The sequence below is a fragment of the Streptosporangium sp. CA-135522 genome (genome assembly GCF_050949235.1).
GTDB lineage: Bacteria > Actinomycetota > Actinomycetes > Streptosporangiales > Streptosporangiaceae > Streptosporangium.
The window spans coordinates 240458-266560 of sequence record NZ_CP192026.1 but is presented as its reverse complement, the minus strand read 5'-3'; the positions used below and the strand labels follow the sequence as shown (position 1 = coordinate 266560).

Below are 26103 nucleotides of genomic sequence, written 5' to 3'. Positions count from 1 at the left end.
AAGGACACCCGACATGCCCACCATCCCCTGGATCACCACCGGCACCCCCGAAACCGATGCCCCCGTGGTCATCATGGCCTCCCGCCTGGAGGTGCGTTCGCTGCGGCAGGTGCCCGGCTTCCTGCTGACCTCGTTCGTGCTGTGGCGTCAGGCGCTCAAGTCGCCGGGCGCGGTCGGCGTCTCGTTGAAGGCCGAGCTGTTCAAGCGCACGTTCTGGACGCTGTCTGCGTGGAAGGACCAGGCGGCCATCCACTCCTACGCCCGCACGGAGCCGCACAAGTCGGCCATGCGACGCAAGCGCGCCGTGATGCGCGCGTCCACGTTCGTCTTCTGGGACGCGCCCGCCGGACAGCTGCCCGTCGGCTGGGAGGAGGCGCAGGAGCGCATCGCCAAGGAACGCGCGTGACCGGGTCCCGTTCCCCGGGCTCGACGGCTAGCCGAGCCGTACGGTGACCGTCTGCGAGCCGCCGCCCCGGTCGGACAGCCGTCCGAAGGCGAGTGTGAGCTTCGCGCCGGTCGTGGCGCTCTCCAGGAGCGGATGCGCCTGGAGCACCTCGGCCACCGGCCGGTCCCAGATCACGGTCAGCTCGCTCAGGTCGCACCGGGGGTCCGACACGGTCAGCGTGGCCGTGCCGTCACCCCGCTCCCTGACGAGGACCGCGCACGGGGCGGAGGCGGCCAGGGCGCCGGCGACCCCGTCGTTCCAGAAGTTGACGGCGGTGATCCCGAGCGACGGGACCCCGACACCCTGCCGGCGGGCGGTGTTGGCCAGCACGCGCGCCCAGCCGGGGTCGGCGGCGCGGGCCCGGGTCTGCGCCAGGCTCGCACCCGGCAGAAGCAGGTAGACGTAGCTCGCCGAGGCGGGGTCGACACCGTGGTCGAGCCAGAGGGTCGCATAGCTCCGGGTCACCGGGCCGGCGCCGGTACGCTCCTCGCGCAGCGTGTGCAGGCGGGCGCAGGGCACGACATAGCCGCCGTGGCCCTCCAGGTGCGCCCAGCCCGCCCTGTCGTCCACGGTGAGAAACGCGCCGGTCCTGCGGTTGTCCACGATGGTCTCGACCGGCACACCATCGTCGCCGGTGATCCCGGCACCCAGGCAGACCACCGCGTCGTCGAGGAAGAACCACGACTTGAAAGCCTCCATCGTGCTCTCGAATCCGTTCAGGTGCTGGCCGACCGTCGCGTACGTACCATCGGTGGCGCCGCCCACCCAGCGACCCGGCGGGCAGGTGTCGCCCCATTCCGCGCCGGCGCCGTCGGCCAGCCGCCGGGTGGAGACGGTCGTGCCCGGCAGGCGGTAAGGGTCGACGGTGGGCCAGAAGGAGTCGGAATACTGGTCGCCGTGGCCCTCGCCCCACCAGTAGAGCATCCCCGAACCGGTGTGCCAGCCTCGCACGTTCTCGCCGTTGCCGTGCTCGTAGTGGCCGATCCGGTGGGAGGCCATGCTGAGTCCCGCACACCAGCCCGGTCTGCGGTGGACGGCGCGGGCGCTCATCGCCGACAGCCGATGTCCGACGGGTTCGTCGGCCGCGGGGATCGCGTCGTCGTCCAGGATCGCGGCGAGGCGGGCGTGAAATCCCAGATCGCCGCTCTCGGCCGCCTTGAGCATGGGCTCGACGGTGTTGCGCCGTGCCCAACCTTTGATCATGCCCTGCCAGCGGACCCGCTCGGCGGGGGAGGCGGCCTCCCCCAGGAGCAAGACCGAGGAGGCGATCGCGCGCCCTCTCCGGTGGTCACCGTACGGTTGCCTGTCGATCCCGCGGCCGCTGACGAGGTCCATGCAGAATCCGTCGTGGACGACCGGCGCGAACGACCTCTCGACGGCGTCGAAGACGATCTGCCTGTTCGGGTCGGTGATCTCCCACGGCGAGCCGCGCAGCACCGCGAACAGCACCGCCGATCCGGACAGCATCACCGCTCCGTACCCACCCTGGTAGGGGACGTGGGTGTGCTGGATGAACGAGCCGTCCCGGTAGAGCCCGTCGCCGTCGCGGACGTAGGGGAAGACCGGGGAGAGCGCCGCGACGGCCAGCGCGGCCTTCCGCGGATCGGAGCCGAGGATGGCGCGCAGCAGCATCACCACGCACATGTCCACCCGGTTGGCCCCGGTGCTGGTGCCGCTGTAGTCGTCCAGACGGCACTCGGGCAGAAAGTGGTCCACCGCGTCCCGTAGCGCTCCGCTCTGCCGGTCCGTCAGGTGTGAACCGATCAGCACGGCCGCGTCGAGGAGCTTCTTGGGGGTGCCGATCCACCAGTTCCACCAGTTGCCGACCGGGTCCGCGCCTGCGGCGTACACCTGCCGACGGTAGTGGTCGATGCCGGCGGCGACGGCTTCGGCCAGGTTCGCGTCGCCGGTCAGGCCGGTCCCCGGCAGGGCGTACGCGCGGGCCATCGTCTGCAGCCGCGCCGGGGTGCCGGTGAAGGAGGGGAACGCCAGGTCGGGCCAGAGCGAAGTGCCGGTCGGCGCCATGGTGTCGCGGTGTCCGGCCGCCGTCGTCCCCAGCCGCGCCAGCCGGGTCCGGTACGGCTCGGCCGCCGCGTCGAACCCCGAACCAGCCGTCACCTCCCGCCATCGGCGGCGCAGCAGGGCGAAGGAGTCGTCCCCCATGCGTGCGGCGGGCACCGGGGCCGGCGGGTGCGTGGTGGGCACCGGGGCCGGCGGGTGCGTGGTGGGCACCGGGGCCGGCGGGTGCGTGGTGGGCACCGGGGCCGGCGGGTGCGTGGTGGGTGTCGGGGCCGGCGGGTGCGTGGTGGGTGCCGGGATCAGCGCTCCGGCCGCGGTGACACCGCCGAGCCGGAGGAATGATCGCCTGGAATATCCATTCACGCGTGGATTATCACGGGGTGATCACTCCTGCCCCGGATGCCACGCCGTACCGTCCCACCCGCTCGGACCGACCTGGGCGCCCCTCCGAAGCAGCCCAATCCGGTGGCCCGATATTGGATCTGCACATAGGTCCAATCGCCTCGTAGGGTTGCCGCCGTGACCACCGCCCGGGTGCCGGCGTACGGCTCGCGCCCCTGGACGCCGACGGTCCGACCGGTGCGTTTCGCCGGGACGACGGCCCCTGCCCCGGCGACGCCCCCTGATCTGGTGACGAACCGGCCGTCCTCACGGCCGCCGGCGGCATCGGCCGGCGCGGAAGGGGGCGCACCCCGAACAAGCACGTGATTCATCATTGAGGAGAAGTGACATGACGAACGACGGCCTGCGAAGCGTGGTCAGGGGCCGGGTGCTGCTTCCCGGCGAGGACGGGTTCGACCAGGCCGCCAAGCCGTGGAACCTGGCGGTCGAGCAGTCCGTGGCGGCCGTGGTGGAGGCCGAGGACGTCGAGGACGTGTCCGCTCTGGTGCGGCACGCCCGGCGGGCGGGCCTGGCGGTGGCCGCCCAGCCGAGCGGGCATGGCGCCTCCGGATACATCGACGGGGCGATCCTGCTGCGCACCGGACGGCTGGACAGTGTGGAGGTCGCTCCGAGGAGCGGGTGGCCCGCGTGGGCGCGGGCGTGAAGTGGGGTCAGGTGCAGTCCGTGGCCGGAGCGCACGGCCTGACCGGGCTGGCGGGCAGCAGCCCCGCGGTCAGCGTGACCGGCTACACCCTGGGTGGCGGGCTGAGCTGGTTCAGCCGAAAGTACGGCTGAGCCGCCGACAGTGTCCGGGCCTTCGACATCGTCGACGCCGACGGCGCCCGGGCCCGGGTGAGCCCCGGCTCCGACCCGGAGCCGTTCTGGGCGCTGCGGGGCGGTGGTGGTGACTTCGCGCTGGTGACCGCCGTCGAGTTCGACCTGTACCCCGCGCCCACCGTGTACGGCGGGCGGATGATGTGGCCGAACGAGTGCACGCCCGAGGTGTTCGAGGCGTTCCTGGAGCTCACCGCGCAGGCGCCGCCCGAGCTGTCGATCTGGGTCAGCCGGCTGCGGTTCCCCCAGGCGCCCCCCGTGGTGGTGCTGGACGCCGCCTACCTGGGCGACGCCGAGGAGGGCCGGGCGCTGCTGAGCCGCCTCGACGAGATCGACGGCGCGATCACCGACCGCCGCGGCGTGGTCGCGGTGTCCGACCTGGGCGACATCACCGCCGGACCCGGCGCCTCGGGTCCCTCGCTGTCCCGAGTGGAGCTGCTGACCGGGCTGGACGACCTGGCGGCGGGAATCCTGCGGGCCGTGTCCGCCGAGCAGAAGGAGCTCGTCGCCGAGCTGGACGAATACGTCAGCGGACGCAAGCCGTACGGCTTCCTGGCTCCCGGCGACAGTGCCGCGACGGCCTTCCCCGAGCGGACCCTCACCCGGCTGCGCGAGCTCAAGCGAGCTCGCGACCCGCGCGATGTGTTCCGCGCCGACTTCCCCGTCCTCGGATGACGCCGGGAATCCCTCCGGAGGGGATCGCCGCGTTCATCGACGGCGAAGGCCTCAGATGACTTCGGCGTTCAGGGTGTCGTCGATCGCGGCGCCGGCGGAGGCGCCGCTCGCCACACCGCCGGCGCCCGCCATCGCGTAGCCGGCCGGCGCGCGGTCGTTGGCGCGGAAGGTGTGGCGGTAGGTCGTGGGCGACACCCCGATCGTGGTGACCAGGTGCTGGCGCAGGGAGGCGGCGGTCCCGAAGCCCGCCTCGCCGGCGACGCGGTCCACCGGCAGGTCGGTGGTCTCCAGCAGGCGGCGCGCGTGCTGGACGCGTTGCTGGACCAGCCACTGGCCGGGGGTCATCCCCACCTCGTCGCGGAAGCGCCGGGAGAACGTGCGGACGCTCATCCGCGCGTGCCCGGCCAGCTCGGCCAGCGAGAGCGGCCGGTGGAGCTGTTCGAGTGCCCACACCCGGGTCGCGGACGTGGTGGCCGCCGACGGCTCGGGCACCGGGCGTTCGATGAACTGTGCCTGGCCGCCCTCGCGCCACGGCGGTACGACGCAGCGGCGAGCCACCCAGTTGGCGATCTCGGTGCCGTGGTCGCGGCGCACGAGGTGCAGGCACAGATCGACGCCGGCGGCGACTCCCGCCGCGGTGAGCACATCGCCGTCGTCGACGAACAGCACGTCCGGATCGACCTTGACCTTCGGGAACGTCCGCTGGAAGTGGTCGGCGTCGTTCCAGTGCGTGGTGGCCGGGCGTCCGTCGAGCAGGCCCGCTGCCGCGAGGACGTAGGAGGCGGTGCAGAGCGACACGATGCGGGCGCCTGGCCGGAGGCGGGGGAACGCCTCGGCCAGCGGCTCGGGCAGCCAGTTCCTGTCTTCCGTGGGGCCGCAGACGAACGGGGGGATCACCAGGGTGTCCGCCGTCTCGAAGACCTCGACTCCGTGCTCCACGGTGACGGTGAAGTCGGCGTCCGTCCTGACCGGACCGCCGTCGAGGCTACAGGTGATCACCTCGTAGAGCGGCTCGCCGTCCTTTCCGGCCACGGTGCCGAAGATCCGGACCGGGATGCTCAGCTCGAACGGATAGACACCCTCAAGGGCCAGTACGACGACTCGATGCATGGCCAGATCCTTTCACATATTGTCCATCTGGCCACTCGTGAGGCGTCGGCCGGTTCCGGCAATGTCGTACGTACGCCGCCAGGCGACCACACGAGAGCAAGGGAGCAGGACTATGCGCGCTATCGGTCAGGACTCGCTCGGAGGACCCGAGGTGTTGAAGATGGTCGAGGTGGACCGGCCGGAGCCCGGGACCTCGGAGGTGCTCGTCCGGGTCCACGCGGCCGGAGTCAACCCGACCGACTGGTGGCACCGGTCCACCGGGGGACTGCTGGGCGACTCGCCGGTCAGGCTGGGGTGGGACGTGTCCGGCGTGGTCGAGGCCGTCGGGCTCGGCGTGAGCGTCTTCAAGCCCGGTGACGAGGTGTACGGCATGCCGCGCCTGCCGCAACCGGCGGGCACGTACGCGGAGTACGTGACCTCCCCGGCCCGGCACCTCGCCCGCAAGCCGGCCGGGCTCTCCCATGTGGAGGCCGCCGCGCTCCCGTTGGCGGCGCTCACCGCGTGGCAGTCGCTGGTGGACGCGGCCGACGTGCGTCCCGGCCGGCGCGTGCTGATCCACGCCGCGGCGGGCGGCGTCGGCCACCTCGCCGTCCAGATCGCCAAGGCCCGCGGCGCGTACGTCATCGGCACCGCCCGCACGGCCAAGCACGACTTCGTGCGCGGTCTCGGCGCCGACGAGGTCATCGACTACACCCTGGTGGACTTCGCCTCGGCGGTCGGCGACGTCGACATCGTGATCGACACCATCGGGGGCGACTACGGGCCGCGCTCGCTGCGGACCCTGCGCCCCGGTGGCATCGTCGTGTCGCTGGCCTCACCGGCCGAGGCGCATCTGGCGGCCAAGGCGCGTGAGCTCGGCCTGCGGGCCGGGTTCACGATCGTCGAGCCCGACCACGCGGGGTTGAAGGAGATCACGGCCCTCGTCGAGGCGGGACGGCTGCGTGCCACGATCGACACGGTCCTGCCGCTCGATCAGGCGGCCAAGGCGCACGAGATCGGCGAGGGCGGCCGCACCAGCGGAAAGATCGTCCTCACCGTCGTCGATTAGGGGATCGCCGGCGGGCACGTCGCCGTTCCGGAAACGGCGACGCCTACGAGGGCCGGACGCGGCGGCCCGCCACGACGACGCCGGCCCGCCGCACCCGCGGCGGAGACGGGCGAAGGCAGGCGGAGACAGGCGGAGACAACGGCCCGGAGGCTCAGACGTCCATGGGACTCACGTTGTCCTCGAAGACCTTGTCCAGGAACGCCTCCAGATTGACGACGGTGCGGGCGACCCGCTCCGGCACGGTGAGCGTCTCGAACTGCGTGCCGAAGTCGGTCTGTTTCCTGCCGCGCACGTAGAGGGAGCAGGCTAGGTCGGCGCATATATAAGTGCCGACCGTATTGCCCTGGCGACCCGCGGCACCCACTCTGGGCGCGGTGAACAGGGCGACGCCGGTGCCGCTGTGGGGGGTGATGCACAGAGAGCAGACGGTGCTCTTGGTGAAGCTCCTGCGCACCTCCTGCGCGAGACGCAGCGTGACGCCGGCGAGGTCGCCGTTCCGCTCGGCGACCACGTAGCCGCGGTCCGGCGCGCCCGGGTCGCGCCAGCCCAGGAAATCGAGATCCTCCCAGGGGAGCTCGGGCAGTCCCCTGGGCAGGTTGAGCCTGCGCGCCTCGCCCTTGGAGCAGTTGACGAAGGACGCGCGTATCTCCTTCTCACCGATCGGATTCATGTTTCGCCTCCACACCGACGCGGGCACCGGGACACGTCCGGAACCGGCGGTGCCCGCCAGGTTCGTGACCACATCCGTCATGTGCTCCGCCGCCGCGTCTGAATAAGCCATGCGGCACTTCCATCAAGAGGAAACTAGTATTGCAAGGCTTAATCCTGGATGCATTAGGTTTTTCCTGCGGGTCGCTGCGAGCCCCCGGGGGCGCGGTTCGCTCAGGCCTCGCGAGGTCCATGAGACGGCGCCTGGGCAGCGGCGGCGACGGCGGGTCGCCTCGCGGCGCGCCGGACCAGTCGCCTGCCGAGGCGCTGGGCGGGGGCTTCGATCAGGCGGTGGGTCAGGTAGCCGAGCGACACCAGGACGAGGAAGAACACCGGAAGGTTCGGGCTCACCCGCAGCAGGAGCGGGTGCAGGAGGTAGAGGGAGAAGCTGATCACTCCGAGATGGGCGAGCCAGCGGGGGAACGGCCTGTGCCGCAGCACGAACGCGGCCGCGAAGAAGCCGGCGGCCGACAGGATCGCCGGCGCCCAGCCGGGGTCGTCCTTGGCGAAAATCCCGCAGGCCAGGACCGTCAGCACGGCGGCGATGGCGGTGCGCCACCGGATCGTCCCCTGCTCGGCGCGGTACACGGCCGTGCCGGCGAACATCATGGCCAGGATGATCAGGCCCTGCCACGCGCCGATCCGGCTGCCCAGGATCACCAGCGCCAGGCCGAGGACGCCGCCCGCCACCGCGGCGGCCTTGCGTGTCCCGCCGCTCGCCCACGCCGACACGACGACGACCACGACGACCGCGGCGCCGAGGAGCCCGGCGACCAGGTCGGCACGCCCGCCGATGACCGCGCCCGGCATCACGAACCCGAGAAGTACGGCCAGCAGCGCCAGAGCGATCGCGGTCGCGGCCGACCGGTGTGCCTGCCGTACGGTGAACAGCCCGACAGCCAGCAGGTAGAACGCCATCTCGTAGGAGAGCGTCCACATCACGTTGATGACGGCGGGCACACCGAGCAGTTCCTGCAGCATCGTCACGTTCCCCAGCGCGACGAGGGGAAGGGGACGCAGACCCAGGCCCGGATGGAGGGCGAACGCGCCGCCGTGGGCGAGCAGGAGCGCCAGGCCGAGCGCGACGCCCAGCAGGGGGAGGAGGCGGAAGGCCCGGCCGATCCAGAAGGCTCGCAGGTCACCGCGCCGCTCCAAGGAGGCGGGAATGATGTAGCCGCTGACCAGGAAGAACACGAAGACGCCCCAGGTGCCGACGTCGATTCTGCGATCCACTTCGGCCCAGACGCCCGGCAGGAATGTCCAGGCGGAATGGTGCAGCGCGACGGCCAGCGCGGCAGGCCCCCGCAGGGCGTCCAGCCAGGCCAGCCGGGAGGGAGTCGGGGCCATTCGCCCGACTTTAGGCGATGGCCATCGGTTCCCGGACATCGGCAGGGCCGCGTCCTCGGCCGCCCGGAGCACGGTCGTGCCCGTGCCGCAGGCGGACGGAAACACGCGATCTCGTCGCCCTCCATCGCGCGACCGCGGCGATGTATCCAGAACGTTCCCCTTTTGACCCCCATATAGTGATGAAAAACACCCAGTTTTTTCTTCCACGTCCACGCCGGGACGCAGCCGCTCGCGGAAGCGGCCGTGCCACACCGGCGGGACTTCGGAACGAGAAAGGCAGCGCATCCCCTTGATGCCCGACGCGTGGGCCGCACCGCCTCCTGGACCGCTGTCCTCCATGCCCGTGGAACCCCTGCTCACCAGGGACTACGACTCGAATCCGGCTCTCGTCCACGAACGCCTGCGCGCCAAGTACGGGCCGGTCGCGCCCGTCGACCTTCTCGGCGTGCCGGTCTGGTTGGTCCTCGGATACACCGAGGTGCTGCGGGTCCTGCAGAACGAGGGCAACATCTGGAGCAAACGCCTGGACAACTGGCGGGCCAGGGCCGAGGGCCGGCTGCCGGCGGACTGGCCGATCTCCCCCGTCTTCGAGATCGACAATCTGGCGTTCCAGGACGGAGCGTCGCTGGAGCGGATACGCAACGCGTGGACGTCGGCGCTGGCGCCGTTCCAGGATCACACGCTCCCGCAGGCCCAGAGCCTGGAGAACGCGGCCAGGAAATACGCCGACGACCTCATCACCGTACTGTCGGAGGGCACCGCCCGTACCGGGTGGGCGGACCTGTCCGCGCAGTACGCGCGGCCGCTCCCGCTGATGGTCATCAACCGTCTCTTCGGCTTCGAGACGGCGCAGGGCGACGAGCTGCTCATGGACGTCTGGCGGATGGTGGACGCCGGTCCGGAGTCGGCGGCGGCGGCGCAGCGGATGTTCGCCTCGGTGACCGACCTGGCGCGCGACAAGATGAAGAACCCCGGCGACGACTTCACCTCGTACATGCTGGCGGCCGATCCGCACTTCACCCTCGACGAGGTGGCCCGCGAGCTCATGGTGCTGCCGGTGCTCACGGGCGAGTTCACCACGAGCCTGATCTGCAACACCATCGTCGAGGTGCTGATCAACCCCGATGTGCGGGCGAGCCTGTCCGCGGGGACCATCGAGGAGACGGTGAACCGCGTCGCGCTGGTCAACCCGCCGCTGGCCAACCTCACCTTCCGCTTCCCGACGGCGGAGGTGCGCATGGGCCGCTTCACCGTCGCCGCGGGCGACCCCGTCATGCTGTCGGTGGCCGGCGCCCACACCGATCCGCTGTTCCGGGGCGCGCTCGACCGTCACGCCATGCGCAGCACCCGTGCCCACCTGGCATGGGGCGCGGGACCGCATCGCTGCCTGGGACAGCGGCTGGCCACCCGTATCACCACCATCGCGGTGAGCCGGCTGTTCGAGCGGTTCACCAACCTGCGACTCGCGCTTCCGGCCGACCGGCTGCCGTGGCGGCCGTCACCGTTCATCCGCTCGCTGAGCTCCCTGCCTGTCCAGTACGAGCTGGCCCAGACCTACCTCCCGCCGAGCGAGGCCGCGTTCGGGTTCGCGGCCGGATCCCGGCCCCGGCCGCCCTCCGCGGCTCCCACGGGCGAAGAGCCTCCCCGCTCCGCGTTGTGGCGCTTCCTGCGCGGGCTGCGCCGGGAACGCCAGTGATCGCGAGGCCACCCGTCGCCCCGCCGCTCCCGGACCGAGGCGACCTCCCCTGATTACTGTGCGGAAGCAGATGATTAGTACAGATGATTATTCGGTAGTTAAATTTTCACCATTTATGGTCTGTCCTTAATAGACTCCCATCCTGCCTGATTCCGCATGAAAACTTAGGTAGGACGGATGCCCTCTTCCAAGTTCGTCGTAGCCGCGGTCGCCTGCCTCGCAATGGCGAGCGCCTCCGCATTCGCGGTCAGCACTCCCGCCTCCGCCGACCTCATCCCCTCCATCCTGGCCGGCCCCGCCGTCCCCGAGGTCGCCGACCTCAACAAGGACGGTCACCCGGACGTCGCGATCAGCAACTTCCTCCTTGGCGCCTCGGTGTCGGTCTTCCTCGGCAAGGCCGGGGGCGGCTTCCAGCCCGCCGTCCGCTACCTCACCGGCGGTCAGGCGGACTACGTCGGCATCGAGGACTTCAACAACGACGGTGACCTCGACCTCGCCGTCACCAACCTGACCACGCACAACGTCTCCATCCTGATCGGACGCGGCGACGGCACCTTCCTCAACTCGGTCAACTACCCGACCGGCATCGGCCCCGGCGCGATGGCCGTCGGCGACTTCAACGAGGACGGCAACGTCGACCTGGCCACCTCCAACCAGGAGCCGACGATGTCCGTCCTTCTCGGCAAGGGCGACGGCACCTTCGCCAGGGCCGTCCCGCTGTTCACCGACCTGGGCGTCGGCACCGGGTCGGCCGACACCGCGGACTTCGACGGGGACGGCCATCTCGACCTGCTCCGCGGCAACTACGTCAACAGCACCACCCAGATCTTCCGCGGCCGGGGCGACGGCACCTTCTCGCCCCCGGAGACCACCGGCGAGGGCGGCTTCACCGCCTGGTACGGCGACGCGACCGACGTCAACCGCGACGGCAAGCCCGACGTCCTGTTCTCCAACCTGGCCACCAGCACCGTCTCCATCAGGCTCAACACCGGCTCCGGCACCTTCGGCAGCGCCAAGAGCTACCCCACGGGCCTTCTCCCCCAGTGCTTCGACCTCGCCGACATCAACGGCGACCAGGAGCTCGACATGGCCGTCGCCAGCGGTGGCACCGGCAGCTTCTCGATCCTGCTCGGCGCCGGCAACGGCACCTTCAAGCCCTCCCGCACCTACTTCTCCGGGCTCGTCCCGCTGTCCACCCCGCTCCTCGAAGACTTCAACGGTGACGGGAAGATCGACGCCGTCATGGGCAACACCGGTTCCGGCACCATCTCCCTGCACCTGGGCAACGGCGACGGCACCTTCCAGAAGCCGACCTACTACCCGGCCTGACGGCTACCCGGTCTGACGGCCCTCGCCCGGCCCCGGCGTTACGACGCTCCGGGGCCGGGCGGCGGGGCGACCGAGGAGCGCACGATGAGGCGTGAGCGGAGGGTGTGCCTCTCGCGGCGGGGCTCGGCACCCTCAAGGGTGTCCAGAAGCACCTCCGCCGCCTTCGCGCCGAGCTGGTGCACGGGCTGCTCGATCATCGTCAGGGGCGGCTCCATGACCGCGGCCCACGAGCTGTCGTCGAAACCGATCAGCGCGATGTCGCGCGGGCAGGAGAGCCCCGCCGCCCGCAGGGCGCGCAGGGCTCCCGTCACCGCGTCCGTCTCGGTGCAGAACACCGCGGTTATCCGGTCGGGGAGGGCGAGCATGCGGGCGACCTCCCCGGTCACCCGCTCCTCGGTCTTGCGCCCGACCATCACCAGCTCGGGGTCGAAGGGGATGCGCGCGTCGTCGAGCGCGTCGAGGTATCCGCGCAGGCGCTCTCCGTCGGTCCACAGGTTGCGGGACGCCTCGGCCAGCAGACCGCGCCGGGTCGCGGGCTGCTGCGCCGCCGGCGGCCCCCACACGAACCCGATGCGGCGATGCCCTGCCGCGATGAGCGTCTCGACCGCCTCCCGGGCCGCCTCGCGGTTGTCGATGACGACCGCGTCGAGGTCGAGCGACGCGACCGCGCGGTCGACGAGCACCACGGGGATGCCCCGGTCCATCGCCGCCCTGATGTGCGCGACCTCACCGCGGCCGACCGCGGCCGAGGCGATGATGACGCCGTCGACGCGCTTGTCGATGAGCACGTTCGTCGCCGCGACCTCCTCTTCGAGGTTCTCGTAGGTGCTCAGCACGATCGTGTCGAAGCCCCGGGCACGGGAGGTGTCGGAGATCCCGCGCACCACGCCGGCGAAGAAGGGGTTGCCGATGTCGGCGACGATCACCCCGAGGGTGTGGCTCACACCCGTCGACATGCTGCGTGCCAGCGCGTTCGCGCGGTAGCCGAGCTTCTCGGCCGCCGCGAGCACCCGCTCCCGCAATTCCGGACTGACATACCCATACCCACCGAGCGTGCGGGCCGCGGTCGCACGACCGACACCGGCCTCGGCGGCCACCTCGGAGATCGTCGGCGCTCCCGCCGCCTGCCCCCGGTCAGCTGGCATGGATGGCGTCCCTCATTTCTCGGATTCGGAGGCTCGCAACATGCTAGCCACGACCGGTCGTCCGGTGGGCCGGCCACAGCCGAACGCGCCTTCGACGAGACATTGCCCGTAGGCCGTCTCCGCGCCTTCGCGCAGGGCGTGCTCGATCATCTGACGCCGTGGCGGCGTGTCCGCCGACCAGCCGTCGCGCAGCAACGAGACCGCGAACCCGGCGAGGAAGGCGTCACCACAGCCCATCGTGTCGATGATCTCACGCGGGTCCTCCACACGGCGCGCCGGAGCCGTGACGGTGACGTGGCCGTCGTACGCGATCGCTCCGGCCACACCGCGGGTGGCGAGCGCGAGCCGCGCGCCCCGCCGTACGGTCTCGGCCAGGAGCTCGCGGGTGGCGGCCTCGTCCAGGTGGGAGCATGACAGCAACACCAGATCGGCGTGCGGGCAGACGCGGTCGAGGTAGGAAGGGGTACGGAACTCCTCCTCGCTGGAGAGGTCGAAGCTCACCAGCGTGCCGAGCCCGGCCAGCTTCGGCAGCTCGCTCTCGCTGCCGGAGTAGACGCTCGAATGCACCAGGTCGAAGGACGAAACGTATTCGAGCAGCCCGTCGTCGAGCACGAGCGGCTCTCGTACCGTGACTCCGCCGCCGTTCCAGCCGAGGAAGACGCGGTCGCCGTCGTCGACGCGCAGGGTGGAGACGCCGGTCTCGCCGGCCCGTACGACGCAGCGGTCGACGGCGACTCCCTGGGCGACGATCGACTCGACCAGGAAGCGGCCGAGATCGTCGTCGCCGAAGACCCCGAGGTAGACGGCTTCGAGGCCGAGACGGCGGACGTAGACGGCGACGTTCACGCTGTTGCCGCCCGGGTAGTCGATGCCGCGGTCGACGAATCGGTCGACGATGTTGTCGCCGAAGCCGAGGACTCTCATAGGTTTCTCCTGTGCGCGGACCCCGTACGCCACCGAAGAGGGGCCCGGGAGGGTGCGCGGGCGCCGCGGTGGCGCCGGCGTACGCGGACGGTCGGTTGTGGCACGTGCGGGAACGCGGTCGCCGAAGGCCGCACGTGGGGCGCCCCGCCCGGGGGATCCCCTGGGCGGGGGCAGGGCTCAGCGGTCCGTGACGCGGTGGTGCTCAGTAGTCCATGACGCGGTAGTAGCGGCGCAGGTCGAGCGAGTGGTCGCGCACTCGTTCGAGGTGCTTGCTGACGCGGCCCATCACGGTGTCGAGCACGATCGGCGCGAGGAGGCCGCGGAACTCCGGGCTGATCCCCACCATCGGGTAGTCGCGGGTGTCGAAGACGGTGACGTCCTTCGAGATGCGCTTGGCGAAGGATTCGGCGCGGTCGGTGAGAGGGCGCGTCTCGTCCTCACCCTGGAAGATGATCACGCTCGTGTCCTCCTCGATGAGTTCGAGGGACCCGTGGAAGAACTCGGCGCTGTGCACCCTGGTGGTGCGCAGCCACTGCATCTCCTCAAGGATGCACATGGAGTACAGGTAGGTGAATCCCCACAGGTTCCCGCCGCCGATGAGGAAGTGGTAGTCGGTGTCCTTGTGGGCCTCGGCGAAGGCGGACGCCGCGGGCTCGGCCTGCTTCGCCACCTCGACGAGGATCCGCGGGAGGTCGGCGAACTCGTCGGCGAACTTCTCGTAGCCGTCGAACTCGCCCCTGCGCGAGAGCAACCGGCCCATGAAGAGCAGCAGCTGCATGTCGAAGGGCCAGGTCTTCGGCTCCGTGATGAGGGCGACGTCGACGCTCTGGGCGATGGGCGACTCGGGGTAGCCGGTGAAGCCGATCGTGTAGGCGCCCTTGGACCTGCAGTACTCGATGGCGCGGATGCTGTCGTCGGTCGTGCCCGAGACCGAGGTGAAGATCGCCACCGAGCGCTCGCCGAGGGTCGCGTCGCCCGAGACGATCAGTTCCGCCGCGATCACGGCGCGCACGTCGAGGGTGGAGCCACGCCGGGCGAGGTGCTCATACGGCCACATCTGGGCGTAGGTGCCACCGGCGCCGATGAGGAGGATGTTGTCGAACCCCTCGTCCACGAGGCGATCGACGAGCTCTTCGATCTGGGGGCGCAATGCCACCGCGCTCGCTATCTGCGAGAGGAATTCCGGCTCGTTGAATCCGAGCATCTTCGCGTCCTTTCGGGAATGCTTGCGGCCGGCGCCGCCCTGCGGCCTGATACCGGTATCACGCGGGGATCACGCTGACACAACAGACGAGCGACGTCAACACCCCACTCGTCAACAAGGACATTTCCTGGCTTGGCCTGCTAGTTGACCTTCGAGGAACGTCACATAAGGTCACAAAAAATAAGATCTTGGTTTCAGGCCTGGTACCGGTATCAGTTCATCTGTACAGTCAGCCCACACCAAGCGGTTCCTGTCAGGGACACCCCACGGCGGATCTGAGGTGCCACCGCACCGGCGGTCCCCTCCCCCGGGAGACCCCGAGTCTCCCCGAGAGACCCCGAGAGAAAGGAAGCCCATGCGCCCTCGCGCACTGACGACGTTCGCGGTAGTCGCCGGGACCTCGGTGCTCACCCTCGCCGGCTGCTCCGGCGGGCCGGCGAACGCCCCCGCATCCGACATCGCCGCCAAGCCGGAGTTCTCCGGCACGCTGAGCATCCTCACCAAGTTCGCCGGCGATCCCCTCAGCTCCTACTTCGAGAACCTCGCCGCCGAGTACAGGCGGACGCACCCCGAGGTGAAGATCGAGCTCATCCAGGAGACCGATCAGAGCATCAAGGACAAGACCAAGACCCTGACCGCCTCGGACGCCCTTCCGGACATCTACTTCACCTGGACCGGCAACTGGGCGGAGAACTTCGTGCGCGGTGGCCGCGCGGCCGACCTCACCAAGGTGATCGGCCCCGACACCCCGTGGGGACGGACCTTCAGCAAGGCGTCACTTTCCGCCTTCGCCTACGACGGCCACTACTACGGGATCCCCCTCTACAACAACGGCAAGTTCATGGGCTACAACAAGGCCGCGTTCGACAAGGCCGGGATCAAGGTGCCCACCACCTTCGAGGAGCTCGTCAGCAGCTGCCCCGCGTTGCGCAAGGCGGGATACGAGCCCGTCGCCTTCGGCAACAAGGACGGCTGGCCCGCCCTGCACTACCTGCAGCAGCTGTTCGCCTACACCGTGCCGAACGCCACCCTCCAGGCCGACTTCCGCCCCGCGACGGCCACACTCGACCACCCCGGCTACGTCACCGCGCTCAAGCAGTTCAAGACCCTCGTCGACAAGTGCACCGACACCGGCAGCGGCACCAACGGCGTGCTGTACACCTCGGCGCAGGAGGCGTTCGCCAGCGGCAAGGCCGCGATGTACTACCAGGAGGTCCTGGAGTTCGACAACGCGACCACCGGGCGCGGGCTCAAGCCCGACGACTTCGGCATCTTCCCGCTGCCGGTCCCCGAGGGCGCCGGAGGCGACCCCAAGGTCATCGAGGGGGCGCCCGAGGGATACCTCGTCAACGCCAAGTCGCCGCGCGCGGCACTGGCCATCGACTTCATGAAGTTCGCCACCGGCCTCGGCAACGCCAAGAAGCTCTCCGCCCCGCCGTACGGCCAGCCCAGCACGGTCGTCGGCGCCGTCACGCCCGAGACGTCGAGCAAGGCGGTGTTCGAGGGCATCGAGGCGGTCAACCACGCCTCCCAGCTGGCGATCTGGCTGGACACCGTGACGGTGCCCGAGGTCGCCGACGCGTGGCTGGCCGGTGGGGAGGCCGTCGTCAGCGGCGGCACGACCCCCGAGAAGGTGCTCGAAAGCGTGCGCCGGGCCTCGGCGTCGGCCAAGTAGCCCGCACGGCCGAAGGAGAGCATGCCGGTGCGCACCATCTTCCAAAGGGCACTCGGGCTCGCGTGGGTCGTCCCCGCCCTCGTGCTGGTCGGGGTGTTCGTCTACCTCCCGCTCGTGCAGAACTTCGGGTTCAGCACCCTCAAGTGGGACATCTACAGCGGAAGCCAGGAGTACGTCGGGTTCGACAACTACCGCAAGCTCCTCGACGACCCGATCTTCTGGTCGTCGTTCGGCAACAACCTGCTGTACGCGGTGATCTCGATCGCGTTCCAGGTGTTCGGCGCGCTCCTGCTCGCCGCGCTCATCGAGAGCATCCGCAGCGAGCGGTGGCGGCGCAGCCTCCGGGCGATCTACTTCATCCCCTCGGCGATCTCGCTGACCGTCGCCGGTCTGCTCTTCTACTTCATCTACGAGCCCAACCTGGGCCTGCTCAACCACGCGCTCGACGCGGTCGGGCTCGGGCGGTTCGGCCAGTCGTGGCTGGGCCAGGAGAGCACCGCGATGGACGCGATCATCGCGATGAGCCAGTGGCAGGGTTTCGGATACTCCACCCTGCTGTTCGCCGTCGCGATCCAGCGCATCCCCTCGGAGATCTACGGCGCGGCGGCCATCGACGGCACCGGACCGATCCGCCGCTTCGTCCACGTGACGGTCCCCCTGGTGCGCGAGATGACCAGCCTCATGACGATGGTCACCATCTCGGGCTCGTTCCAGGTGTTCAACGAGGTCATGGTGATGACCAGCGGCGGGCCCGACAACTCGACCCAGGTGCTGGGGACCTGGCTGTATCGCAGCGGGTTCGTACGCAACAACTTCGGCTACGCCGCCGCGATCGCGACAGTGCTCTTCGTGATCACGCTCGGCATCGCCCTGGCGCAGCTGTGGGTCACCCGCAGGAGAAGGGTGGAATGGTGAGTCGCCTGAGCTTTCTCGGTGTGATCGCACGCGTGTTCATGTGGGTCTTCCTCCTCGGGCTCGCGGTGGTCGTGCTCTATCCGCTGCTGTGGATGGTGCTCAACGGGTTCAAGACCAACGCCGAGCTCTTCGGCGACCCCTTCGCCCTCCCCGTCGACTGGAGCTTCGACAACTACCGCAAGGCGTGGAACCGCGGGGTGAGCGACTACCTCACCACCAGCGTGCTCGTCACGGTGACGTCGACGGTCGCCACCGTGTTCGTCAGCGCCTGGGCGGCCTACGGCCTGACCCGCGTGAACATCCCGTTCAACAAGGTGATCACCTCGGTGATCCTCGGCGGGCTCATGCTCGCCCCCACCGTGGCGCTCGTCCCCCTGGTGAAGATGTTCCAGGCGATGGGGCTGTACAACAGCTTCTGGGCGCTGCTCATCCTCTACACCGCCTTCCGCGTCCCCTTCACCACCTTCCTCCTCCGCGCCTACATGCTCGATCTTCCGCGCGAGGTCGACGAGGCAGCCGACGTGGACGGCGCCGGCCGCTGGACGGCCTTCTGGCGGATCATCCTGCCCATGTGCAAGCCGATCATCACCTCGACGGTCCTGCTGCACGTCCTCTTCGCCTGGAACGAATACCTCTTCGCGATGGTCTTCACCAGCGGCAGCGGCGTGCAGCCCCTCCCGGTGGGCCTGACGAGCCTGATGAGCAAGCACGGCACCGAGTTCCCCGTCGTCTTCGCCGGCATGGTGATCGCGGCCCTTCCGGTGGTACTGCTGTTCTTCTTCGGCCAGCGCTACATCGTCAAGGGCCTCGCCGACGGGATCGGAAAGTGACCGTGACCCGCCTCCCCCGTCAGGAGTCCCGATGACCGTCTCCGTCGCCACGAGGCGGTCGCTCCGGTGGGAGAACCGGGCCTTGCTCTTCGCCCATCGACTGGATAGTCTCGCTATCTAGTACTTAGATAGCGAGACTATCCATTGGTGGGAAGTCATGTTCGACATCGTCATCGTTCTCACGGTCGCCCTGCTGGGCTTCCGCCTGCTGGGCGCGCTCGGCGCAGGCCGGTTCGCCACCTGGACGGCCGGCGCGGCACACGCGATGGCGGTCATGCTCGTCGTCACCGCCAGCGCGCATTTCGTCCCCGCGAGTGTCACGGTCATGCCCAACCACGCCGATCTGGCGCGCATGGTGCCGTCATTCGTGCCGTATCCCGATGTCATGGTCTACGTGAGCGGGGTTCTGGAGCTGCTCGGCGCCGCGGGGCTGGTCCTGTCCGCCACCCGCCGGGCCGCCGGGATCTGCCTTGCGGCGCTCTTCGCGCTGCTGCTGCCGGCCAACGTCTACGCCGCGGTCACCGACGTGCGGTTCAACGGCGACGAGGCGACGCCCCTGTGGTTCAGGATCCCGGAACAGCTGCTGTACATCGCCGTCGCGCTCTGGGTGGCCCGGTCGGCCGGCGCCACGACGGCCCGGCACGCGCCGGGTTCGCCGCGGCCTCGTCTCGGCGGCTCCGCCACGGCGACGTCGGCGCACAGGCACCGAGGTCGCCGCGCTGCCGGGAAAGTCGCCCCCGGGACCGCTACCACCCCTCCACGGTAAGAGCGTCCGCGCCGCCGGTGACCAGGATGTCGTAGCGGCCGGCACTCTCCTCGTAGCCGGGACCGACCAGCATCGCCTGGCGGCCGACCATGTCGAAGCTCTGGTCACCGAAGACGAGGCCGGTTCCGCCGCCGATGACGGTGAGCCGTACGGGGACACCGGACGGGCAGCGGAAGCTCACCGGCGCAGCCCCACCCGCGATGCGCACGGGTACCGTCCCCTCCGGGAGCCGCCGACGGCTTCCGCCAGGGACATCCTGCCCCCGGCGTACTCGATGAGGTTGCGGGACAACAGCTGCGCGTCGAGGATCGCGGTGTTCGCGCCCACGCCCGCGGTCGGGGGCATGTTGTGGATCGCGTCGCCGATGAGCGTGACGTTGCCGGTCTCCCAGCCCTTGACCGGGGTCGAGGTCTTCAGCGGGAAGATCGAGATGCTGTCGAGGTCGCTGCGCGCGATCAGCTTGCGCAACTGCGGGGTCCAGCCCTCGGTCGCCTCGAAAGCGACCTGCTGCAGCTCGGCGCCGTCCATGCGCTCCAGCTTGTCCCTGTCGCCGAGCCGCTCCCATGTGGTGACGATGTTCCACATGATGTAGTCGGCGGCGTTGTCCATGAGCAGGCCGGCTTCCGGCTTGCGGGCGACCGAGCTTCGGGAGCGGAACTCGTGCGCGGCCAGGAACACCGTCTTGCCCTGTGGCCCGAACAGGAAGCCGGAGCCGGCGAACAGCTGCGGTGGCAGCAGGCTACGTGTCTCGTCGTCGAGCGGCACCTTGGCCGACACCGACAGGGCGCCGGTGTCCTGCCGTTCCGCATGCGGCAGGAGCTGCTTGCGCACCCGGGAGCCGACGCCGTCCGCGGCCACGAGCAGGTCACCGTCGGCGTGTGTGCCGTCCTCGAAATGCGCACGCACCCGCCCGCCCGGCAGCTGCTCATACCTGGTGAACGTCTTGCCGTAGTTGACGACGTCGTCGAGACCGGACAGCAGGACCTCGCGCAACGAGATGCGGCTGACGGACTTGAAGCTGTCGATGTAGTGCTCGGGGGCGTTCTCGTCGCCTATGACCAGCAGCTCGCGCAGCCGGTCGTCGTAGAAGCCGAGCGTGGTGTTGGGCTTGCCCGACGTGGCGACGAACCGGTCGTACAGCTCGGGCGGCAGGCAGTCGTGCAGGGCTCGGCAGCCCTTGGGCGTGATGTGGATGCGGTAGCCCTGCAACCTGTCGCCCTTGGCACGGTCACGCTCGTAGAGCGCGACGCTGACACCCGACTTGCGCAGACCCTGGGCGAACGTGAGCCCGCCGATGCCACCGCCGATGACCAGGACATGGAACGGCATGGCTTCCTCCACCGAGACAAGAGTGATTCCGACCTCCGCCACACTAGGAAGCCGCCGAAAACGAGGAATCAGTCATCTGACCGGGGTGCTCTGACGGCCACGGCTCCGCCCTGACCTCCGTCGAAGCGGACGACCTTCCGCTGATCCTCTGATCTCGGGGAAGGGCGGGCGCCTTGTCGAATTCGGTCAGGGCCGCCGGGGCTTCGGAGAAGCCCCGGCGGGCATGCCGGAATCAGTCGGCCACGAGGCGCGCCCTGCGGCCTTCGTGCTCGCGCTGCCGCCGGACGGCGTAGGCACCCGGCGTGCAGCCCGTGGCTCCGTGCTCGGGATGCAGCAGGTAGACGACGGCCGAGGTCACGAAGACGCCGATCGCCAGCCCGTCGGAGTCCGACACGTCGGTCGTCCACCGGCAGGTGGCCGGGTCGGCGACGAGCGTGTGCGGGTTGCCCCCGGCCGCGCCGCGGAGCAGTTCGACGCCCTCGGGGGGCACGTCCGTCCAGCCGGCGTCGGGCCGGGGGCTCACGGACGACGCGATGACGGGCAGCGGGATGACGATGAGGTCGCCCTGGGCCTGGAGCCCGTCGACGACGGGGACGCTCACCGACCGTTCGAGGTGGTCGAGCACGGCGAGCCCGGTCTGCCGGGACAGTGAAGCGAGAGTAACGGTCATGTGAGTCACCTCAGGTTCGGCGGACGAGAAGGGAGTACTGCGCGGCGGACAACCCGTAGGTCCAGCCGGCGGCGGCGATCGGGTCGTCGAGGAAGCCCGGCACGGTCAGCCCGTATCGGCGGCGGCGCCCGTCGCGTTCGACGGACCCGTTGACCGCGACGAGCACCCTGGTCTCCTGCCGCATGTCGAAAAGCCGCAGTTCCGAGCCGGGATTGCCGGGGTCGGGCGCGGAGGCGACCAGCCGCAGCCCGGCCTGTTCGATGTAGGACGTCCAGCCCACGTGCTCGATCGCGCATCGCCTGACCTCGACGTTGGTCTCCCGCGCGATCCGCTGGACGCTCGGGTCCGTGATCACCCAGGAGGGCACCCGCGTCCCGTGCCAGGAGTGCACCTCCCACCCGTCCGCGTAACGCACCGCGGGGCCGTCCGCACGGTGCAGTCGCACTTCGCCGTCGTCGCCCCACACCTCCGTGCGCATGGCGATGGGCCGCTCGGCGATGACGCACACGTCCTCACGAGGCCACCACCAGCCGCACGATCGGGCCGCCGTCGTCCACAGATCGAGCCGGCGGGTCTGCTCGGGAGTGAAGACCACGCCGGCCGCCCGGCGGAGGGCGTCGTAGTGGGCGAGCCAGGAGACGCTCAGCGTCCCGTACCAGTCGTTCCTCAGGCGGTAGGACGAGTCATGCGCCGTCTGGACCGAGACGAGAAGCGAGTCGTTGACGGATCGCGAGAGCGAGCCGCGGACCTTCTGGCGGATCAGCCGGTCCATCGGCTGATGAACCCATCTGACCCGGGCGTCGAGTTCGCGGCACAGCTGCCTCATCAACGAGGAGAACCGGGGTGGCAGCGGCCATTCGGACATGCGGTCGACGGCCTCCGAAGGCCGCAGACGCACCCCCGGCGGGACGGTCGTCAGGGCCGCGACAGGCGAGGAGGCCCAGTGGAACCGCGGTGGATCAAGCCCGATCAGGCGATACAGCTCGGAGATGGCGGCCTCTGCGGCCGGACGGTCGGCGGGCAGCGTCGACAACGCCCGGCCCAGCCATTCTTCACGAATTTCGGCAGCTTCCCGCTGCACGAGAACGCTCACCGGATGGAGGTGGCGTCGTCCTTTCCTATGATCATGTCCGAAATACTGGCAGATCGACGCGGCGCGTGTCCATCGCGGGTGCCGTCGCCGGGCGGATTCAGTCCGCGGCCGGCTCGCCTTCGGCGCCGCCCGGGTGCCGGCCGCCGACGGCTCGCCACACCAGTAAGGCGGTGCGCCGCGGCCACCGCTCCGGCGGCTGGTCCTTGGCGAGGGCGCGGGCGTACCAGCTGCCCGTGCACAGGGTGACGGCGATCTCCAGGTCGGCGTCGGCGTCGATGAGCCCCATCCGCACGGCCGTGTCGAGGATGGCGCGCAGGCGTCGACGCCGGGGATCGATCACGCGCGCACGGTAGCGGGCGAGCACGTCGGGGGTGGTGGTGTCCTGCAGCATGGTGCCGACCAGCGACATCCTGCCCGGCGTGGAGACCCCTCGCTGGAAATCGGCGAGCTCGGCGACCAGGTCGGCGAACGGATCGCCGGTGGGCACGCCCTGCCCCTGCTCCTCCAGCGTGGCCACCGCCGCGGCGGCGAGCTCGGCCTTGCCCGGCCACCTGCGGTACAGAGCCGGACGGGTGGTGCCCGCTTCCTGTGCGACCGCGGCCAGCGACATCCGCGCGTACCCGTAGACCGACAGGTGCCGTCGGGCGACGGCCAGGATGCGGTCGTCGATCGAGGCATCCCGCGCCCGCCCGGTCCTTTGCATCATGATCTCACCTTCAAATTCCATTACAATGCTGCAATGTAATGAAAGCTCGTCTACCTCCAACTTTACTGAAGAGGTTCACCGTGGTCGTCGAATACATCAGATACACCGTCCCCGCCGAACGCTCGGCCGACTTCGAACAGGCGTACAAGGCCGCGTCGGGCGTCCTGGACGAAGACCCGCATTGCCTGGCCTATGAGATCGCCCAGGGCGTCGAGGAGCCCGAGCACTACACCGTCAGGATCGAATGGGACTCGGTGGAAGGACACGAGCAGGGCTTTCGCCGCAGCGCCCGGTTCGGTGAGTTCTTCACCGCGGTCAAGCCCTTCTTCGCACAGATCCAGGAGATGAAGCACTACACCGTCCGGTTCGGAGCACGTCGATGAGCGTGACGATCGGCATGGCCGAGCTCCTGACACGGGCACGGCTGCTCGACCGCGACCTGGCGCCCGGCGAGCCGCTGGCCGAAACGGTGATCCGGCCGCTGACCGCGGCCGTCGCCGAAGCCCTCGCCGAGCCGGAGCCGGAGATCATCGAGACCGGCTCGCCCGCGGACCGCCTGTGGGAGCTGGCCAAGGACGCGACCCGGCTGCGTGTCCAGCCCGGCGCTCCGGAGGGCTTGATCGAGGCGACCGCCGCGTTGCAGCACCTGGCCTGCCTCTTCGCCGAGGACGCCGACTCCCTGGCCGCCCGGATCGCGGAGCTGGCGGAAATCCAGTCCGGCCTCGAAACGCGGATCGACGTCGCGGTCGACGGCCCGTACCTCGTCACCAACCCCTCGAAGATCATCAACTGGCTGGGGGAGACCGTCTCGACGTTCCCCCAGATGGCCCTGTGCCGATGCGGCCAGTCCACGACGAAACCGTTGTGCGACGGCAGCCACGCCCGCGTCGGATTCAGCGGCGCCAAGGACCCCGCCCGGGTGCCCGACCAGCAGGACTCCTACGAGGGCGTGCAGGTCACCGTGCTGGACAACCGCGGCGTGTGCGCCCACTCGGGCATGTGCACCGACCGGCTGTCCACCGTGTTCCGAGTGGACAAGGAACCCTTCGTGGCGCCCAGCGGCGGCCGGGCCGACGAGATCATCCGTGCCGTGCGAGCCTGCCCGTCCGGCGCCCTCGGATATGCGGTCGACGGCAAGAAGGCCCCCGACCCGGAACGCGAACCCGCGATCGAGGTGTCCAAGGACGGCCCGTACCGGGTCACCGGCGGCATCCCGCTCGACGGCGACGTGCCCAGGGAGCACTACAGCCTGTGCCGGTGCGGCCATTCCCGCAACAAGCCGTTCTGCAGCGGCATGCACTACTACGTCGGCTTCGCCGACCCGCCGCCCTCCGACGAGCCGTCGCTCTTCGAATGGGCCGGCGGGCTGCCCGCGCTGACGCGGATGACGCAGATCTTCTACGAGAAGTACGTCCCGCAGGACGACCTGCTCGCACCGCTGTTCGCCCGGATGTCACCGGACCATCCCCAGCGCGTCGCCGCCTGGCTCACCGAGACCTTCGGCGGCCCCAAGCTCTACACCGAGCAGTACGGCGGCTACAACCACATGGTCGCCGAGCACGCCGGCAAGACGCTGAGCGAGCAGTGGCGAGCCCGATGGGCGCAGCTCATCGGACGGGCCGCCGACGACGCCGGACTGCCCACCGACCCCGAGTTCCGCGCCGCGTTCGCCGGCTACATCGAGTGGGGTTCCCGAATCGCGGTGGAGAACTCCCAGCCCGGCGCGACACCGCCATCGAACATGCCGGTGCCGCAGTGGTGGTGGGTGTGCGAGGCCAAGCCCGGCTCCCGCGTCTCCGCCCTCGCCACTCCCGAGGAAAAGCCGCAGGTGCAGATCCCCGCATCGGACGAGCCGGTCGGTTTCGCCGAGCACGTCAAGCCGCTGTTCCGCGAGATGGACCGCAAGTCGATGAGCTTCGTCTTCGACCTGTGGTCGCACGAGGACGTCACCCGGCACGCCGATGCCATCCTGGACCGGCTCCGCCAGGGCACCATGCCCTGCGACGGCGCCTGGCCCGCCGAGCACGTCGACCTCTTCGCCCGCTGGATCACCGAGGGGACCCGACCATGAACGACGCGCCGGGGGCATCGGCCATACCGCAGCCTGGCCGAAGCCCCCGGCGCGTTCGGCGCTCAATGATCCTCAACAGGTCGAGCTCATCCCCGAACGCCGCGCGCTGCTCGACCGCGCCGACGAGTCGCTTCGCGCGGACGACCGCGATCGAGGACCCGCCTTCGGATTGAGACGATGCCCGCCAGGATGTCCAGTACGGTCTTTGACTGACATTTGTGGCAATACGGCGAAAGGGATAGACACCATGCGAAAGGTGCCGCTCATCGCCGCCCTGGCGGCAAGCCTCACCGGTTGCGGCCTCGTTCCCGGCCCCTTCGCCCAGCCGACCGCCCCGCCCGGGCCGATCTCCCCCGCCCCGTCCGCCTCGGCGTCCATACCGACGCCCTCGCCCTCCCCGCCGGCCGAGCGTGTCCGGCTCACCGTCTCCGACGCCAAGAAGGCCGCGGCCTCCTGGGTGGCCGAGCACAACAGAACGATCAAGGATCGCGACTGGTGGGATGACTCGTCCAAGAGGGACGAGCTGTTCTGGGACGGCACCCGGCACGAGGTGGTCATCGATCAGGGCCACGTGGAGGACGGCGAGAAGGACAAGGCCCGCAGGCCGATCCGGTTGACCGGCAGGCAGACGTACTACGTGCCCCGCCAGCAGCCGCCCGGCGGGGAGTGGTTCATCCTCCAGGCGACCTACAAGGGGCAGGACCGGTCACACGTCCTGGCCTTCTGGCGGCCGGAGGGCGAATCCTTCAAGCTGGCCGCGAAGACCCCGCTGCACTACGGCCACCGGATGCCCGCACCGCGCCTGGACGCCGAGGGATACGTCACCGCCGCGTCACGGGTGAACGGCACGGCCATCGCCCTGGAGTACATGACCTTCTGGAACTACTCCACGAACAAGAAGGCGGGAAGGTCCGGCTACCGGCTGGCCGGAGACAACTACAGTCGCCGCGCCTACGCCAGCGTCTCCAAGGGCATGTACATGGGTTTCGGGACGTTCACCGCCTCCTACGGCTTCCGCACCGAAGACGGCGGCTCGTTCTACGTCTTCAGCCTGCTCAACCGTCCGCAGTCGATCACGCAGGTCCTCACCGTCGGCGCGTTCGTCCCCCGGGGCGGCAAGGCGATCCAGGAGATCGCCGGAGACTGGTACGCCTAGGTTCGTAGGCGGTGGCCTGGCCGTTTC

26 protein-coding genes are annotated in these 26103 nt (G+C 69.8%); 14 read left to right on the top strand and 12 right to left on the bottom strand.

From position 1 onward, the window contains the following. Positions 1-13: 13 nt before the first annotated feature. A complete protein-coding gene (locus ACQPYK_RS01390; protein WP_433248920.1) occupies positions 14-406 on the top strand; it encodes a DUF3291 domain-containing protein in 393 nt (130 codons plus the stop codon). Positions 407-433: 27 nt separating this feature from the next. On the opposite strand, the gene ACQPYK_RS01385 is transcribed toward ACQPYK_RS01390, so the two are convergent. Beyond that, on the bottom strand, positions 434-2827 hold the full coding sequence (locus ACQPYK_RS01385) for a polysaccharide lyase 8 family protein (protein WP_433248917.1): 2394 nt from the start codon (positions 2825-2827) through the stop codon (positions 434-436). Between the two features lie 367 nt (positions 2828-3194). On the opposite strand from ACQPYK_RS01385, the gene ACQPYK_RS01380 reads away from it, so the two are divergent. Genes ACQPYK_RS01380 through ACQPYK_RS01370 form a run of 3 tightly spaced genes read left to right on the top strand, consistent with a single transcriptional unit; the run spans position 3195 to position 4354 of the window. Then, positions 3195-3509 (top strand): FAD-binding protein, encoded by a 315-nt coding sequence (locus ACQPYK_RS01380; RefSeq protein ID WP_433248914.1) that lies wholly within the window; start codon positions 3195-3197, stop codon positions 3507-3509. Further along, positions 3494-3640 (top strand): hypothetical protein, encoded by a 147-nt coding sequence (locus ACQPYK_RS01375; protein ID WP_433248911.1) that lies wholly within the window; start codon positions 3494-3496, stop codon positions 3638-3640. The genes ACQPYK_RS01380 and ACQPYK_RS01375 overlap by 16 nt, the downstream gene beginning before the upstream one ends. Positions 3641-3697: 57 nt before the next feature. Then, complete coding sequence (locus tag ACQPYK_RS01370; protein WP_433248908.1) at positions 3698-4354, top strand: hypothetical protein; 657 nt, start codon at positions 3698-3700, stop codon at positions 4352-4354. A 51-nt stretch (positions 4355-4405) separates the two neighbouring features. On the opposite strand, the gene ACQPYK_RS01365 is transcribed toward ACQPYK_RS01370, so the two are convergent. Then, positions 4406-5464 carry a GlxA family transcriptional regulator gene (locus tag ACQPYK_RS01365; RefSeq protein ID WP_433248905.1) on the bottom strand — a complete coding sequence of 353 codons (1059 nt, stop codon included), beginning with the start codon at positions 5462-5464 and terminating at the stop codon, positions 4406-4408. Between the two features lie 112 nt (positions 5465-5576). Here ACQPYK_RS01365 and ACQPYK_RS01360 point away from each other — a divergent pair, with 112 nt between their 5' ends. Further along, a complete protein-coding gene (locus ACQPYK_RS01360) occupies positions 5577-6512 on the top strand; it encodes an NADP-dependent oxidoreductase (protein WP_433248902.1) in 936 nt (311 codons plus the stop codon). 151 nt (positions 6513-6663) lie between these two features. Here the strand turns inward: ACQPYK_RS01360 and ACQPYK_RS01355 are convergent, their stop codons facing one another. Next, a complete protein-coding gene (locus tag ACQPYK_RS01355; protein ID WP_433248899.1) occupies positions 6664-7182 on the bottom strand; it encodes an FBP domain-containing protein in 519 nt (172 codons plus the stop codon). Positions 7183-7394: 212 nt separating this feature from the next. Beyond that, entirely contained in the window at positions 7395-8567 is a 1173-nt protein-coding gene (locus ACQPYK_RS01350; protein ID WP_433248896.1) for an acyltransferase family protein, read from the bottom strand. 337 nt (positions 8568-8904) lie between these two features. Between ACQPYK_RS01350 and ACQPYK_RS01345 the strand changes: the two genes are divergently transcribed. Next, positions 8905-10263 carry a cytochrome gene (locus tag ACQPYK_RS01345; RefSeq protein ID WP_433248893.1) on the top strand — a complete coding sequence of 453 codons (1359 nt, stop codon included), beginning with the start codon at positions 8905-8907 and terminating at the stop codon, positions 10261-10263. 177 nt (positions 10264-10440) lie between these two features. Next, a complete protein-coding gene (locus ACQPYK_RS01340; RefSeq protein ID WP_433248890.1) occupies positions 10441-11592 on the top strand; it encodes an FG-GAP repeat domain-containing protein in 1152 nt (383 codons plus the stop codon). 38 nt (positions 11593-11630) lie between these two features. On the opposite strand, the gene ACQPYK_RS01335 is transcribed toward ACQPYK_RS01340, so the two are convergent. From ACQPYK_RS01335 to ACQPYK_RS01325, 3 genes are all read right to left on the bottom strand, one after another. Next, entirely contained in the window at positions 11631-12737 is a 1107-nt protein-coding gene (locus ACQPYK_RS01335; RefSeq protein WP_433248887.1) for a LacI family DNA-binding transcriptional regulator, read from the bottom strand. Between the two features lie 12 nt (positions 12738-12749). Then, a complete protein-coding gene (locus tag ACQPYK_RS01330; protein ID WP_433248884.1) occupies positions 12750-13661 on the bottom strand; it encodes a PfkB family carbohydrate kinase in 912 nt (303 codons plus the stop codon). Positions 13662-13863: 202 nt separating this feature from the next. Continuing rightward, positions 13864-14865 carry an SIS domain-containing protein gene (locus ACQPYK_RS01325; RefSeq protein ID WP_433248881.1) on the bottom strand — a complete coding sequence of 334 codons (1002 nt, stop codon included), beginning with the start codon at positions 14863-14865 and terminating at the stop codon, positions 13864-13866. A 355-nt stretch (positions 14866-15220) separates the two neighbouring features. Between ACQPYK_RS01325 and ACQPYK_RS01320 the strand changes: the two genes are divergently transcribed. From ACQPYK_RS01320 to ACQPYK_RS01305, 4 genes are all read left to right on the top strand, one after another. Beyond that, positions 15221-16540: an ABC transporter substrate-binding protein gene (locus ACQPYK_RS01320; protein WP_433248878.1), complete on the top strand. Its 1320-nt coding sequence runs from the start codon at positions 15221-15223 to the stop codon at positions 16538-16540. Between the two features lie 21 nt (positions 16541-16561). After that, positions 16562-17455, top strand: coding sequence for a carbohydrate ABC transporter permease (locus ACQPYK_RS01315; protein WP_433248875.1), 894 nt, complete (start codon positions 16562-16564; stop codon positions 17453-17455). Next, complete coding sequence (locus ACQPYK_RS01310) at positions 17449-18285, top strand: carbohydrate ABC transporter permease (protein ID WP_433248872.1); 837 nt, start codon at positions 17449-17451, stop codon at positions 18283-18285. The genes ACQPYK_RS01315 and ACQPYK_RS01310 overlap by 7 nt, the downstream gene beginning before the upstream one ends. Positions 18286-18442: 157 nt before the next feature. Beyond that, positions 18443-19051, top strand: coding sequence for a DoxX family protein (locus ACQPYK_RS01305; protein WP_433248869.1), 609 nt, complete (start codon positions 18443-18445; stop codon positions 19049-19051). On the opposite strand, the gene ACQPYK_RS01300 is transcribed toward ACQPYK_RS01305, so the two are convergent. The 5 genes from ACQPYK_RS01300 to ACQPYK_RS01280 all read right to left on the bottom strand — a co-directional run bounded on the left by ACQPYK_RS01300 (position 19032) and on the right by ACQPYK_RS01280 (position 22849). Further along, complete coding sequence (locus ACQPYK_RS01300; protein ID WP_433248866.1) at positions 19032-19259, bottom strand: hypothetical protein; 228 nt, start codon at positions 19257-19259, stop codon at positions 19032-19034. The two genes, ACQPYK_RS01305 and ACQPYK_RS01300, sit on opposite strands and share 20 nt — an antisense overlap. Further along, a complete protein-coding gene (locus tag ACQPYK_RS01295) occupies positions 19229-20380 on the bottom strand; it encodes an FAD-dependent oxidoreductase (RefSeq protein ID WP_433248863.1) in 1152 nt (383 codons plus the stop codon). The genes ACQPYK_RS01300 and ACQPYK_RS01295 overlap by 31 nt, the downstream gene beginning before the upstream one ends. Before the next feature lie 232 nt (positions 20381-20612). Continuing rightward, complete coding sequence (locus ACQPYK_RS01290; protein WP_433248860.1) at positions 20613-21050, bottom strand: hypothetical protein; 438 nt, start codon at positions 21048-21050, stop codon at positions 20613-20615. A 10-nt stretch (positions 21051-21060) separates the two neighbouring features. Then, complete coding sequence (locus ACQPYK_RS01285) at positions 21061-22143, bottom strand: DUF6745 domain-containing protein (protein WP_433248857.1); 1083 nt, start codon at positions 22141-22143, stop codon at positions 21061-21063. Between the two features lie 97 nt (positions 22144-22240). Then, positions 22241-22849, bottom strand: coding sequence for a TetR/AcrR family transcriptional regulator (locus tag ACQPYK_RS01280; protein WP_433248854.1), 609 nt, complete (start codon positions 22847-22849; stop codon positions 22241-22243). 80 nt (positions 22850-22929) lie between these two features. Here ACQPYK_RS01280 and ACQPYK_RS01275 point away from each other — a divergent pair, with 80 nt between their 5' ends. The 3 genes from ACQPYK_RS01275 to ACQPYK_RS01265 all read left to right on the top strand — a co-directional run bounded on the left by ACQPYK_RS01275 (position 22930) and on the right by ACQPYK_RS01265 (position 26076). Beyond that, the gene (locus ACQPYK_RS01275) at positions 22930-23232 is read left to right on the top strand and encodes an antibiotic biosynthesis monooxygenase family protein (RefSeq protein ID WP_433248851.1); all 303 of its coding nucleotides are present in this window, start codon (positions 22930-22932) and stop codon (positions 23230-23232) included. Continuing rightward, positions 23229-24920, top strand: coding sequence for a CDGSH iron-sulfur domain-containing protein (locus ACQPYK_RS01270; RefSeq protein WP_433248848.1), 1692 nt, complete (start codon positions 23229-23231; stop codon positions 24918-24920). The genes ACQPYK_RS01275 and ACQPYK_RS01270 overlap by 4 nt, the downstream gene beginning before the upstream one ends. A 247-nt stretch (positions 24921-25167) precedes the next feature. Further along, on the top strand, positions 25168-26076 hold the full coding sequence (locus tag ACQPYK_RS01265) for a hypothetical protein (protein ID WP_433248846.1): 909 nt from the start codon (positions 25168-25170) through the stop codon (positions 26074-26076). Positions 26077-26103 lie beyond the last annotated feature (27 nt).